At 66.3% G+C, this 12,922-nt stretch carries 12 protein-coding genes; 1 reads left to right on the top strand and 11 read right to left on the bottom strand.

Annotated elements, in window-relative coordinates; genetic code table 11:
• The first annotated feature begins 21 nt into the window (after positions 1 to 21).
• Positions 22 to 750 (top strand): GntR family transcriptional regulator, encoded by a 729-nt coding sequence (locus BJ970_RS23000; RefSeq protein ID WP_246470975.1) that lies wholly within the window; start codon positions 22 to 24, stop codon positions 748 to 750.
• Here the strand turns inward: BJ970_RS23000 and BJ970_RS22995 are convergent.
• From BJ970_RS22995 to BJ970_RS22945, 11 genes are all read right to left on the bottom strand, one after another.
• Positions 717 to 2,123, bottom strand: coding sequence for an NAD(P)/FAD-dependent oxidoreductase (locus tag BJ970_RS22995; protein WP_184728165.1), 1,407 nt, complete (start codon positions 2,121 to 2,123; stop codon positions 717 to 719). The two genes, BJ970_RS23000 and BJ970_RS22995, sit on opposite strands and share 34 nt — an antisense overlap.
• A gap of 20 nt (positions 2,124 to 2,143) precedes the next feature.
• Positions 2,144 to 3,037, bottom strand: a complete 894-nt coding sequence (locus tag BJ970_RS22990) for a dihydrodipicolinate synthase family protein (protein WP_184728164.1) — start codon at positions 3,035 to 3,037, stop codon at positions 2,144 to 2,146.
• Between the two features lie 94 nt (positions 3,038 to 3,131).
• Positions 3,132 to 4,232 (bottom strand): mandelate racemase/muconate lactonizing enzyme family protein, encoded by a 1,101-nt coding sequence (locus BJ970_RS22985; protein WP_184728163.1) that lies wholly within the window; start codon positions 4,230 to 4,232, stop codon positions 3,132 to 3,134.
• A gap of 67 nt (positions 4,233 to 4,299) precedes the next feature.
• Positions 4,300 to 5,187: a dihydrodipicolinate synthase family protein gene (locus BJ970_RS22980; protein ID WP_184728162.1), complete on the bottom strand. Its 888-nt coding sequence runs from the start codon at positions 5,185 to 5,187 to the stop codon at positions 4,300 to 4,302.
• 83 nt (positions 5,188 to 5,270) lie between these two features.
• The gene (locus tag BJ970_RS22975; RefSeq protein WP_312864362.1) at positions 5,271 to 6,773 is read right to left on the bottom strand and encodes an aldehyde dehydrogenase; all 1,503 of its coding nucleotides are present in this window, start codon (positions 6,771 to 6,773) and stop codon (positions 5,271 to 5,273) included.
• Positions 6,770 to 7,537, bottom strand: coding sequence for an amino acid ABC transporter ATP-binding protein (locus tag BJ970_RS22970; protein WP_184728161.1), 768 nt, complete (start codon positions 7,535 to 7,537; stop codon positions 6,770 to 6,772). Before BJ970_RS22970 ends, BJ970_RS22975 begins: the two co-directional genes overlap by 4 nt.
• Positions 7,538 to 7,541: 4 nt before the next feature.
• Positions 7,542 to 8,513, bottom strand: a complete 972-nt coding sequence (locus BJ970_RS22965; RefSeq protein WP_221467277.1) for an amino acid ABC transporter permease — start codon at positions 8,511 to 8,513, stop codon at positions 7,542 to 7,544.
• A gap of 81 nt (positions 8,514 to 8,594) precedes the next feature.
• Positions 8,595 to 9,458 (bottom strand): transporter substrate-binding domain-containing protein, encoded by an 864-nt coding sequence (locus BJ970_RS22960; RefSeq protein ID WP_184728159.1) that lies wholly within the window; start codon positions 9,456 to 9,458, stop codon positions 8,595 to 8,597.
• A gap of 275 nt (positions 9,459 to 9,733) precedes the next feature.
• Positions 9,734 to 11,125: a flavin monoamine oxidase family protein gene (locus BJ970_RS22955; RefSeq protein ID WP_184728158.1), complete on the bottom strand. Its 1,392-nt coding sequence runs from the start codon at positions 11,123 to 11,125 to the stop codon at positions 9,734 to 9,736.
• Between the two features lie 64 nt (positions 11,126 to 11,189).
• Positions 11,190 to 12,194, bottom strand: a complete 1,005-nt coding sequence (locus BJ970_RS22950; RefSeq protein WP_184728157.1) for a proline racemase family protein — start codon at positions 12,192 to 12,194, stop codon at positions 11,190 to 11,192.
• Between the two features lie 205 nt (positions 12,195 to 12,399).
• Positions 12,400 to 12,921 (bottom strand): hypothetical protein, encoded by a 522-nt coding sequence (locus BJ970_RS22945; protein WP_184728156.1) that lies wholly within the window; start codon positions 12,919 to 12,921, stop codon positions 12,400 to 12,402.
• Position 12,922 lies beyond the last annotated feature (1 nt).

The raw sequence follows: 12,922 nt of genomic DNA, 5'->3' as shown, positions 1-12,922 counted from the left end.
ACATGAGAGCAGGAGGCGGACATGGCGGAGCAACGGCCGGGCAGGACAGACGGCGGCAAGATCGCGGCCACGTCGACGAGCATGCAGCGTTTGTCGCTGAGTGAGCAGGCTCTGGCCGTGTTGCGTCAAGCGATGGTCAGTGGCGAGATCCAGCCGGGCGAGATCTATTCGGCGGCGGCTTTGGCCTCCCAGCTCGGGGTCTCGAGTTCGCCGGTCCGGGAGGCGATGCTGACGCTGGTGAACGAGGGACTCATGGTGCCCGTGCGCAACCGTGGCTACCAGGTCGTGCCCATTTCGGCCAGCGAGCTCGAAGAGATCCAGCGGATCCGGATCCTCCTTGAGGTGCCCACCATGGTCGAGGTGGCGAGCCGGCACGCTGAGCTCGACCTGGCGCCCTACGCCGGAATCGCCCAGGAGATCGTCGACGCCGCCCACGAAGGTGACATCACCGGCTATCTGGAGCGGGATCGCGACTTCCACCTGGGTCTGATCGGGCTGGCCGGTAACGCGCGTCTGACCAAGATGGTCGGCACGCTACGTGACCACACCCGTTTGTTCGGGCTTAAGGGACTGAACGAGCAGGGCCAACTGATCGCGTCGGCGAAGGAGCACCTCGAGATCATCGCGGCCATGCAGTCCGGCGACACCGCGAAGACCGAGCAGCTGATGTCGGTGCATCTCGGCCACATCACCCATGAATGGTCGGGCGAGGGTGGTCAGCCGGCGTCGGACGATGCCGACGAACGTTGACATCGGAGGCGTCGATCGACGCGTGCCGCGGCCTCGATCGCGGAGCCCGCGGCAATCTCCATATTGCCGAGTTCGGCGAACCAGTCTCCGCAGAAGTGGATCGAGGTGTCGGTTCGCTGGCAATAGCGCAGCATCGGCGAGAAGTCCATGTTCGACCGACGGTAGACGTTGCCCAGTTCCCAGCGTTGGACGATCGTCTCCTTGACGGCCTCCCGCAGCCGTGGGAAGAGCCGGTACAGGTCGGCGAGGTAGATCTCGGCCACCTCCTGATCCGTTTTCGTCATCAGCTCGGCGGCGGGGGCACCGCCTGAGTAGACCATCAGGCTCCCGCCAGGTTGACGGGTGCCGCGGCGCAGCGGGTTAGCGTGGTTAAAGAGCATGTCGAAGGACGCATCGGGCGTGGTCATGGCGTAGATGTCGTCGTAGGGCATGGGGCCGGTCTCGTCCGTGAGCACCCCCATGGTGAGAAACGGCCCGTAGGTGACCTCACCGAGTACGCGGTGGACGTCAGCCGGCAAGCCCTCGACCACTCGGTGCGCCACCGGGGCGGGCACCGCCATCACGACCTGACGGGCGCGGATGGTGGACTTCTGGTCGCCCTTGACGTAGTCGACCAGGACTGTGTCGCCGTCTGGCGCAATTCGAACGACCCGCGAGTGGTAGGAGACCGCGGTTCCGAGGTCGGCTGCGGCGGCCTCGCCCAACCGGCCGGAGCCGCCGTCGAGGTTGAGGGCCATCGAGCTCTTGTTGCCGCTCCACACCGCGCCGAAAAGGGACACACCGACCCCGGCGCTTTGCTCATCGATCTCCGAGGCAGCGCGCCGGGCGGCGGAGCGGAAGATCGCGTCGACACGCTCGGGCGGCTTCCCGATCAAGTCGCGGAACGTGCGGTCGGCCAGGTACTGGGCAACTCGATCTCGCCGCTGGGCCTCGGTCTCGCCGGTGCGGGGCTTCATCGCCCGGTGCCAGCCGCGCACGGCACGGAGAATCGTGAGGCCGACTTTGACCATGCTTGCTCGTTCTCTCAGGGTCAAGCGAAGGGTGAGCGGATAGGTCTCGACGCGCTTGTTGCGCCGCAACTTCCCGGCGAAACCCAGGGCGAACTTGATGCCGGGGATTTCGATGGTCCGCAGGCCGAGGTCGCCGATGATCTCTTGGGTGTGGGAGCCCTCCCCCGGGAACAGGTGGCCGCCGAGGTTGATCCAGTAGCGGCCGCGGGGCTCGGACTTGAGCCGTCCGCCCAGGCGATCGGTCTCCTCCAGCAGAAGGATCTGGTGGTTGCGCAACTGGCGGGCGGCGGCGATCCCGGCCGGGCCGCCTCCGACGATGACCACGTCGACATCGATCGCGGCGTCGGCGGTTGGTTTGCTCATGGCCATGTGCTCCTTGCGGCTCACGCGAAGTAGGCGGGATCGAGGGCGGCGATCCGGGTCTCAAGCTCCTTGCGGCCCTGTGCCGAAATGGTGGGCAGTGGCGCGCGAACCGGGCCGACATCATGGCCGAGGATCGAGCAGGCGGTCTTGACGGCGCTGGTGTAGGGGTTCGACGCCAGGCAGACGACCAGGGGAAGCGTCTCTCGCCACAGTCGGCTCACTGTGGCGTAGTCGCCGGCCTGCGCAGCCCGGAGCATGGTGGCGTGGACGGGCATCATGAAATTGAAGCTCCCCGTGACGAGGCCGAGGGCCCCGATGGTGAGGGCGGCGCCCACGAGGACGTCCTCGCCGCAGAATGTCCCGATCTGGCCACCGTATTCGGTCACGAGCTGGCTGAGCAGGAACGCGTCGGCACTGGAGTCCTTGACGAAGCGGATGTTGTCGTGTTGCTCGGCCAGGCTCACGATCAGGTCGGCGTCCATCGCCAGACCGGTGCCGTGCGGGTGGTTGTAGAGCATGATCGGCAGCTCGGTCGCGGTCGCGACGTCGCCGAAATACTCCTCGGCCTGGGCGGCGGAGAGCGGCTCGTAGAACGGCGGCACGACCATCAAGGCGTCCGCGCCGACCGAGGCCGCATGCTCGGCATGGGCGATCGCCTCGCGGGTCGAGAGCCCTCCGGTCTGGGCGATGACCGGAATCCTGCCCGCGGCCTGCTCGGTAACGATCCGGACCACCTCGCGCCGCTCCCCCGTGCTCAGCGCGGTGAACTCGCCGGTTCCGCCGCACGCGATGATGCCGTCGGCGCCGGCGGCGACGGTGCGATCGACCAGGTCGCGCAGCGCGCGTTCGTCAACGGCAGCGGCGTCGGCGGTGAACGGGGTGACGATGGCGGAAATCGCTCCGTGGATGGTCATATTTTCTGCTCTTCTCGTTCGCTGCCCGGAGACTGCTCCGGGATCGATTGGCACGGGATGGATTGGCGCGGGATGGTTCCGGGGATCGGGCCGCTCAGCTGATGGTGAACAGCGGCTCACCGAGGGCTGTGAGGTCGACTTCGACGCCCAGGCCGGGCGCTGTGGTCGCGCGTCCTCGGCCCGCATGGGAAGTGGGGCCGACGGTGGCGACGTGCTCATTGGTCCAGTCATTGAAGAAGGAGACGCTGAGCAGGTCGTCGGCCGCCGTGTTGGCGGCCAGATGGGCAACCGCGGCCGTAACGATGTCGCCGCCCCAGGTGTCCTCGATCGACACCGTCATGCCGAGGCCGACCGCGAGGTCACGCATCAGCCGCAATGGTCCGATGCCACCGAGCCGCCCCAGCTTGAGGTTGACCGCGCCGGCTTCCACCTGCGCCTTGGCATCGTAGAGATCTGCCGGGGTCACGACCGTCTCGTCCATCACCAGGGGAAGCGCGGTGACATGGCGCACGCGCGCCGAGTCCGCCGTCGTCCGGCACGGCTGTTCCAGGTAGATCGGCAGGTCTGCCATCGCGCGGGCCGCGATGATGGCGTCGTTGAGGCGCCACCCGCCGTTGGCGTCACAGATCACGCGGCTCTGGCCCGCTGCCTCGACGGCGGCGGCGGCACGCCGGGCGTCGTCACGGGGGTCGTTGCCGACCTTGACCTGGAAGCAGGTGATTCCGGCCTCACGGCGTGCCGCGATGAACTCAGCCATCTGGTGCGGCTCGGCCAGCGGAACGGCCTCATAGAGGGGAAAGTCCTCCTGCAGTACGCCGCCTAGCAGCATCGAGACCGGCTTGTTCGTCGTCTTGCCGAGGATGTCCCAGCAGGCGATGTCCACGGCGCTCTTGCCTCCCTGCGCCCCCAGCAACGTGGCGTTCATCTGCGCCCGGACGACGGCCGTCTGGCACGGGTCGAGGCCGAGGAGACCGGGTCCGAGTTCGGCGATCGCGGCACGCACTCCGTTCGGGAAGTCGGGCAGATAGGTCCCCCCGAGCGGACAGCACTCTCCCCATCCGTCGATGCCTTCGTCGGTGCGGACGCGCACGAGCGTCGACACCTGATGCGTGGCGACTCGGCCGCCCGACATCGCGTACTGCCCGTGGGCGTAGCTGAGGAGGTGCTCATAGACGTCGAGTCCGATGATCTTCATCAGTTGACTCCTGGCGAGGCGGATCAGGCTGTTGGTGGCTCGGGCATGAGAAGCGAACCTGCCCTTCTCAGACGCCAGAAAGAGCGGCGAATGCCGCCTCGAAGTCCTTGCGAGCGCGTGCGGCCTGATCGGGTTCCAACGGGAGCCGGGGCAGTCGCACCGGGCCGCCGTAACGTCCGGCCATGTCCATCGCCAGCTTGATGGCCTGAATGAAGGTGTGCCGCGAGTCCCAGGCGAACGCGTCGTGGACCCGCCGGTACAGCGGCAATCCCTCCTCGACGTTACCCGCCACGGCCAGGTCATACAGTTTCCGGCACTCGCGCGGGAAGGCGTTGGAGAACCCGCCGATCCACCCGACCGCCCCCATCAGAACCAGTTCGAACAGCACGTCGTCGGCACCGGCCACGATGTCGATGCTGGGCGCCAGATTCTTGATCTGGTGGACTCGTCGCACGTCGGCGGAGAATTCCTTGACGGCCACCACATTGTCGAACTCCGCGATGCGAGCAATCAGCTCCGGCGTCAGGTCGACGTTGGTGTCGTAGGGGTTGTTGTAGGTCACGATCGGCAGACCGACCTTGGCCAGTTCCCGGTAGTGCGCGACCACTTCGTCTTGGCTGGCTCGGTAGGCGTTCGGCGGCAGAGACAGCACACCGTCGGCGCCTGCCTCCAAAGCACGCTCGGCCCACATGCGCGCCTCGGCCGCGCCGTAGGCTCCGGTGCCGGGGACCACCGAGAACCCCTCCGGGGCAGCCTCGACCGCCGCCCGGACAACGTCGTCACGCTCCTGAGGCGTCAGGACCTGGTATTCCCCCAGGGAGCCGTTGGGACTTACTCCGTCGCAGCCGTTAGCGGCCAGCCAGGCGACGTGCTCCTGGATCTTGTCGTAGTCGATGGACAGGTCGTCTCGCAGTGGCAGCGCCGCCGCGACGACGATCCCCAGCCAGGGCTTCATGATTCTCCTTATTACTCTATCGGTAAGCGGTAATGCACTACTAAGTTTTGGTTTTGGCGATACCACTTCGCGTTGCGGACCGGCTAGCTGAGTGCGAACCAGGTGGTCTTGATCTGGGTGTACTGGTCGATGGCTTCGATGCCCTTGTCGTAGCCGCCGAAGCCGGAGGACTTGAACCCGCCGAACGGCGTCGTGATAGCGCCCTCGCTGTAGCAGTTCACCGAGACGGTGCCCGCTCGTACGGCCCGCGAGATCCGGTGTGCCGCGTCAAGGTCGCGGGTAAAGACCGAGGCGGCCAAGCCGTACTCGGAGTCGTTTGCCAACGCGATCGCCTCTTCCTCGGTCTCGAAGGTCAGGACCGAGAGCACTGGCCCGAAGATCTCCTCGCGGGCAATGGCCATCGTGGGCCGCACATCGGTGAAGATGGTGGGCTCGACGTACCACCCGCCGGTCTCTTCCAGGACGCGGTGTCCGCCGGCGACGAGCGTGGCCCCGTCGTCGATCCCGCTCTTGATGTAGCCCATGACTTTGTCCAGATGCGCCTTCTCGATGAGGGCGCCGATCTTGGTGGCCGGGTCCTGCGGATCGCCGACGGACCATGTCGCGGCCTGGGCGACCAGCCGTTCCACGAGGGCGTCGCGCAGGCTGGCGTGCACCAGGATCCGCGACCCGCACGTGCAGTTCTCCCCCATGTTCCAAAAAGCGGCACCGGCCAGCTCTTCGGCGATGGCGTCGAGGCGGTTGGCCACGTCGGCCATCACGATTTGTGGGCTCTTGCCACCGCACTCCAGGATCACCTTCTTCAGGTTGCTGTCGGCCGAGTACCGCAGGAAGTGGCGTCCGACCTCGGTGGACCCGGTGAAGGTGACGGCATCAACGCCGGGATGGCGGCCCAGGGCCCGTCCGGCAACGTGGCCCAGGCCGGGAACGACGTTGAACACGCCCGCGGGGATGCCCGCTTCGGCAGCGAGCTCTGCCGTCCGCAGGGTGCTGAACGGGGCGAGCTCGGCCGGCTTGACGATCAGCGAGTTCCCCGCGGCCAGCGCCGGACCGGCCTTCCACGACAGGGTCGCCATCGGGAAGTTCCAGGGCAGGACCGCTGCCACTACCCCGATCGGCTCCCGGGTGATCAGGCCGAGGTTTCCGCTGCCGGTCGGACAGACGCGCCCGAAGAACTTGTCGATGCCTTCCGCGTACCAGCGAAAGGTGTTGATGGCGTCGGGCAGATCCACGTCGCGGCAGTCCGTGATCGGCTTGCCCGCGTCGATCGAGTCGAGCATCGCCAATTCCTCGATGTGCTCTTCGAGGAGATCAGCGAAGCGGAGCAGCACCGCCTTCCGGTCGGCCGGGTCCGCGTTGCTCCACTCGCCCCGTTCGAAGGCTCGGCGCGCCGAGGCCACCGCGACTTCGATGTCCTGCTCGTCGCAGGCGGCTACCGGGGCGATCACCTCCCCGGTAGCGGGATTGATCGAGTCCACCGTCTCGCCGGAGACCGCCTGCACGGGGGCGCCGTCGATGAACGGTGCGGTGATGAATCGATGGGCGGTGTTGATCACGTGCCTCCTGTCGATGGCGGCGCTGCTCACAGGACCTTCTCCAGAAAGGAGCGGCAGCGCTCAGCGGTGGGATTGTTGAAGAGTTGGCCGGGCGTCCCGGACTCGACGACGCAGCCGTCGTCCATGAACACGACCGTGTCGGCGACCTCCCGGGCGAAACCGAGCTCGTGGGTGACCAGGATCATCGTCATGCCCTCGATGGCGAGCTGCCTCATGACCGAAAGCACCTCGCCGACCAGCTCGGGGTCGAGTGCCGAGGTCGGCTCGTCGAAGAGCATCAGCTGCGGCTTCATTGCCAGCGCCCGGGCAATGGCGATCCGCTGGGCCTGGCCACCGGAAAGCTCGCTCGGGTAGGCGGATTCCCGGTGCGCGAGGCCGACCTTGGACAGCAGATCGCGCGCGACCTCGATCGCCGCGCGCCGCGGGATCTTCTTGACCCTCGTCGGCGCCTCGATGATGTTCTCGAGGACGGTCATGTGCGGGAAGAGGTTGAAGTGCTGGAAAACCATCCCGATCTCGGCACGGCGCTGCGCGGTCTCCCGCGGTGACAGCTCGTAGAGCTTCGAGCCGGACTGGCGGTAGCCGACGTACTCGCCACCCACCATCAGGCGGCCGCCGTCGATCTTCTCCAGGTGGTTCACGCATCGCAGGAAGGTGCTCTTCCCCGAGCCCGACGGCCCGATGATGCAGACCACTTCGCCCTCGGCGACGCTGATGTCCACACCGGTCAGGACCTCTTGGTGGCCGAAGCTCTTCCGCACGGCCTCGGCGAGCACATAAGGCTGGTCGACCATCAGATCATCCCTCCGCGTTTCCCGCTTCCGCCGCATTCCCCGTCCCGAGGCCGTGGCCCCTGCTCGCCTGACCGTCGCGCGGCCGCTGCGGCTCTTGTGGGCGCGACCGGCCCGTCGTGCCGTGGTGGCCGCGGTTGTAATGGCGTTCGATGTAGTACTGGGCCACCGACAGGATCGAGGTGAGCAGCAGGTACCACAGGCTCGCCACGATGAGCAGCGGGATCGGGTTGAAGTTCCGGTTGTAGATCAGCTGGGCCGAATAGAGCAGGTCGGGCAGCGCGATCACGCTCACCAGAGACGTGGTCTTGAGCATGCCGATCACCTGGTTTCCGGTGGGCGGCACGATCACGCGCATCGCCTGCGGCATCACGACTCGGCGGAAGGTCAGGAATCGGCCCATGCCAAGTGCTTGTGAGGCTTCGAGTTGGCCCCGGTCGACCGAGTTGATACCGGATCTGACGATCTCGGCCATGTAGGCCGCTTCATTCAGTCCAAGGCCAAGAAGCGCCGCCACATAGACGGTGATCACCTGGTTCGCGTCGAATTCAACGAACTGGGGGCCGAACGGAATCCCGAGGCTGATTGCGGGAAAAAGCGCCGAGAGGTTGAACCAGAAGATGAGCTGGACAAGGACCGGCGTTCCCCGGAAGAACCAGATGTAGGCTCCGGCGACCCACGACACCAACGGATTGACCGAAAGCCGCATCGTGGCCAGCAAGATGCCGCCGAGAATGCCGATCAGCATCGCACAGGCGGTCAGGACGATCGTCCTTGCCAGACCCTGCATGATCTGACCAAAGGTGAGGTAGTGCCAGACGACATCCCATTGAAATCGATCGTTCGTGATCAGGATGTCGACGAACTTCGCGACGAGAATGGCGATGACCGCGCCGCTGACCAGCCGCCAGGGTCGCCGTAGGCGGACGACCTCCAGGTCATGCGCCGAGCGGGGCTCGGCTTTGCTGGAAATACTCATTGTCTCCATCCTGCTCAGGGTGATCCCGACCGTGGGGCAGGCGGGCTCGACTCTGGTCCTCGGCCCGCCCGGCCCGCGGGCTCAGGAGTAGTTCGGCGGCGTGGAGTCGGCCGTGTAGATCTGCGGCTGGTCCAGGGCACCGTACTCGGAGTTCCACTGTTTGAGGACCTGTGCGTATACGCCGCTCTTGATGAGTTCGGTGTAGCCGGCCTGGACGGCCTTCAACATCGCGGCCGAATCGCCGTTGCGGGCCACGGCGGTTGCGCACGGACCGCCGCCGAACTCGCCGGAGACCTTGAACCCCTTGGTGGTCTTGGCCGCAGTCTCAAGCTGACCTCGACCGGTCACGATCGCGTCGGTGCGGCCGCTGTTCAGGGCGAGGAACGAGGCCGACTGGTCCGGGAAGGAACTGATGGTCATCGGCGTCGAGCATTTGCCGTTGAAGGCGATGAGGCTTGCCTCCTCCGCCGAACCCTTCATCACGCCGATCCGCTTGCCGCACAAGTCCTGGCCTGTCATCGGATTCCAGCCGTCGTTCGTCCGGGTAGCGAAGCTGCTGTAGTCGCGCCAGCCGCTGACGAAATCCGCCGACTTCAGGCGATCGGCCGTCACGTAATACTCACCCATTGCCAGGTCGAATTTCCCTGCTTGAAGCCCTGGGATTTGAGAATCGAATGACCCAGCCGTCAGCGTGACTTTGAGGCCCATCAGGCCGCCGAGCGCGCGAGCCAGGCTAGGGTCCATGCCCACCACCTGACCGGAGTCATCGACCGAGGACAGGGGCGCGGACCCGTCTGGGACGGCGACGCGAAGCTCCCCTCGGTTCCGGATGCTCTCGGGAACAAGGGCAGCGATCGCATCGACCTTGCCCACATTGGGACCTGCGCCTGCACCGTCGCCGGCCGGGTTCGACCCGCAGCCGACGAGCGTCGCGAACAGGGCCAACACCAGAGCGGTGACGCCGCTGGTCCGGAGAATGTGCGGTCCGGGGACGGTGAGTCTCTTCATCCTGGCTCCAGGTGGCTGGATATGACCGGTAACCGATTACGTTTAGCCGGAAGTCTGGCGCGCTGGACAACGGGTGTCAACACGTCGACCGCCAATTTGCGCTGCGGTAACACCCGGGGGCAGGCGGCAAGATCACCTTGCGATAGGGAGATGGGCCGCCCCACGGTCGGCCATCCCCTAATTCCGGCTGCGCTGCCTGTTCCTGCCCGGCGTCACGCGGTGCTGCTCGTGCGAGACTCCCGCATTAGCTCACGGGAGACCATCTCGGCGGCGGCCTTGCCGGAGGTGACCGCTACCTCCATCTGCCCGAGAGGCGCGAAATAGTCGCCGGCGAAGTGGATGCGGTGCCCCGGCTCGCGGCAGTACTCGATCAGGGGCTCGAAGGCCGCCGCGTCCGACACGGTCCGGTAAGTCCCACCGATCAGCCACCGCTGGATATGGGACTCGACGATGTGCCCCCGAAGAGTCGGGAAGAGCTCCAGGATCTCGCGGGTGTAGATGTCGGTGATCTCCGCGTCACTCAACTTGAGAAGCCGTTGCGCCGTCTCGCCACCCGCGTAGCACATCAGACTGCCACCGGGCTCACGACGGCCGGGCCGGCGGAGCGGATTGGCATGGTTGAAGAACATGTCGAAGGTCCGGTCCGGCGTCGTCATCGCGTAGATGTCGTCGTACGGCATGGGGCCCGGCTCGTCGGTGATCATCGTCATCCCGACCCACGAGCCGTACCGCGGCACCTGAAGCGCGCCATCCACCGCGGCCGGTATATCGGCGACCACCTCGCGAGCAAGATGCGCCGGCACCGCAACAACCACTTGACGCGCCGTAACCGTGTGCTCACGTCCGTCCTGTAGGTATCTGACGCGAACGAGATCACCATCCTGGCGCACGGACTGCACCGCGGCGCCCACGCGGATCCGGTCCCCCAGATGCTCTTGCATGGCCTGCCCGAACCGCCCCGACCCGCCGTCGAGATTCAGCGCGGTATTGTCCTTCTTCCCACTCCACACGGCCCCGAACAGCGCGACCCCGACTCCGGCGCTCTGCTGCTCGGGCTCCGCTGCCGCGCGTCGGGCAGCTGCCTGGAAAATCTCGTCCACTCGACGCGAGGGCCGTCCGAGGAGATCCCGGAAGGTCTTTCCGAAGCGGAACTTCGCGATGCGCTCCCGCCGGGCCGAATCCGGCTCGCCCTGGCGGGGCTTGGCGATGCGGTGCCAGCGGGCGACCGTGGTCATCAGCTTGGTTCCGACCCAGACGAGCTCGATGCGCTCCTTGAGCGACATCGGCAGGACGAACGGGTACGCCTCCACTCGCTTGGAGCGGTAGACCTTGCCGGCGAAGGTCATCGCGGTCTTGAGACCCGGGATCTCAATGACCTCCAGTCCGAGTTCCCGGACCAGGTTGTGCATGTTAGAGCCGGCACCCGGGAACAGGTGCCCGCCGAAGTTCATCCAGTACGGCCCGCGTGATTCGGACTTCAGCCGTCCGCCAAGGCGCCGACGCTCCTCAAGCACCACCAGCGAGCGTCCGCGCAGCTGCCAGGCGGCGGACAGTCCGCTCGGCCCGCCACCGACGATGACGACGTCAAGGATTTCATCATTCACTTCGAGCACTCCCGTCACTGAGAGGGGTCACTGAGAGGGGGTCATTGATAGGGGGTCACTGAGATCAGATCGGGGAAAACCCGTCACACAGACGGTCGTAGGGGTCCGCGACGACCCGCGAGAACCCCGTCACGTGGGCCGTTCCGGTCAGGAGCGGCCTAACCACGACGCGGCCGGCGTCGTCGGCGATCGAGTCGGTTCGTACTTTGAAGACGGTGTCGATGATGCTGCGCGTGGTCAGCGTCTGGCTCGCGGCGACGTCGCCGCGAGCCACTCGCAGGGACAGGAGTGCGCTCGACCCGGTCCCGCACGGCGAGCGATCGATTTCGCCCGGCGGAGCGACTACGACGACACGCGACGTGGGAGCCTCGGCGTCGATGGTCCGGTGGAACATCACCTGGTAGACGTCGAGCTTGGTCCCAGTGCGCGGGTCGCGGACCACCTGGTCGGCAATTGACGCAGCGAGCTCGCGCGCGAGGCCCACGATCTTCAACGCGGACTCCGGCTCAAGCCGGAGGCCGAGGTCGTCGGCATCGACGGTGGCGTAGTAGTCACCGCCCCACAACAGGTCGACACCGACCGGGCACCCGCCCAGCTTCTGCTCCCAGCGGTCGACCACGTAAGAGTCGACGTTGGTCAGCGTCACTTCGGTGGCGGCGGGACCGCCACCGCGCACGGACGAGCCCACCAGACCGGCCGGCGTGGCGATCGTGAACCCACGAGCGCCATCGATTCGCGGCACGTCGGGGAGCAGGTCGAATTCGTCGATCACCATCGACAGCCCGATCATGCAATGGCCGCACATCGGGGGGTAGGAACCGGGCTCGAGGATCACCGCGCCGATGTCGTGGTCCGGACCGGCGGCCGGGAGCGGGAGCACGGCGCACGTCAAGCCTCCGCCGCGTGGCTCATGGACCAACCGTCGTCGCACCCAGTCGGCGGAATCGCGCAGCCACCGACGAGTGGCCTCGACACCCTCGATGCCCGCGGGGACATCCAGGCCGCCGATGACGATCCGGGTCGGATTCCCCGCTGTGTGGGTATCGACGACGTCAAGCCCGGGGCGCACTCCCCGACTCCATGAACCAATGGCGCGCTCAAGCGCGCCATCTGAACCCCACTCCATGGGTAGACGGTAACACGTTACACATCGCCGATGTAGGGATCCGAACTGGCAGTGCGGCCGACTGCCGTTCACCGCAGTACGACGCGGTCCAGGCCAACACACCCGTCAACAGGCGATGGATGTCCGGCTCACGAGCCCTGCGTAGTGATCAATGCTCTGTCTCGTGTTCATTCGTGAGCCCGGTCTGCCGCTTCGCCTGCCGGTGCGCGTAGCAGAGGCGGACGCAGTAGAGGAGTGTGCTGGCGGCGAACAAGCCGACGGTGATCAGCAGCCATCGGGAGAGGAAGGGCTCTTGGGTCTGCCCGGTGGCGGCGAGGTAGGTCGGGGCTCCTTGTCGGATGATGCCCGGGAGGAACAACAACAGCAGCAGACCGGTCGCCAGCACCGGGACGCGGATGTAGTTCACCGGTGATACCAGCGGACCGGTCGTGTTTCTCGCTCCGCGATGCGCGCCGGTCAGAACGCGGTCAGCGAGGGCATACAGCGGGAACAGCACCAGATCGTGAAGGATGATCGCGGCGGCGAACCAGATGACGATGCGCACCAGCAGCGGCTCGGCCAGGAGTTGGAACACGACGTACCCAGTGAGCGCGAAACATCCCAGCACGATCACCAGATGCAGCGGACCGGCGCCATAGAAGCGCATCCAGCGGGCAAGCGGGCGAAACATC

This window comes from Saccharopolyspora phatthalungensis (genome assembly GCF_014203395.1).
GTDB classification, from domain to species: domain Bacteria; phylum Actinomycetota; class Actinomycetes; order Mycobacteriales; family Pseudonocardiaceae; genus Saccharopolyspora; species Saccharopolyspora phatthalungensis.
The sequence above is the reverse complement of the archived record's forward strand: the minus strand, read 5'-3'. Positions and strand labels throughout refer to the sequence as shown.

What these genes read in the sequence shown, in the direction of transcription:
- BJ970_RS23000 (WP_246470975.1), top strand. Translation starts at nt 22, where the DNA reads ATGGCGGAGCAACGGCCGGGCAGGACAGACGGCGGCAAGATCGCGGCC.
- BJ970_RS22970 (WP_184728161.1), bottom strand. Translation starts at nt 7,537, where the DNA reads ATGGTCGACCAGCCTTATGTGCTCGCCGAGGCCGTGCGGAAGAGCTTC.
- BJ970_RS22995 (WP_184728165.1), bottom strand. Translation starts at nt 2,123, where the DNA reads ATGAGCAAACCAACCGCCGACGCCGCGATCGATGTCGACGTGGTCATC.
- BJ970_RS22965 (WP_221467277.1), bottom strand. Translation starts at nt 8,513, where the DNA reads ATGAGTATTTCCAGCAAAGCCGAGCCCCGCTCGGCGCATGACCTGGAG.
- BJ970_RS22990 (WP_184728164.1), bottom strand. Translation starts at nt 3,037, where the DNA reads ATGACCATCCACGGAGCGATTTCCGCCATCGTCACCCCGTTCACCGCC.
- BJ970_RS22980 (WP_184728162.1), bottom strand. Translation starts at nt 5,187, where the DNA reads ATGAAGCCCTGGCTGGGGATCGTCGTCGCGGCGGCGCTGCCACTGCGA.
- BJ970_RS22945 (WP_184728156.1), bottom strand. Translation starts at nt 12,921, where the DNA reads ATGTTTCGCCCGCTTGCCCGCTGGATGCGCTTCTATGGCGCCGGTCCG.
- BJ970_RS22985 (WP_184728163.1), bottom strand. Translation starts at nt 4,232, where the DNA reads ATGAAGATCATCGGACTCGACGTCTATGAGCACCTCCTCAGCTACGCC.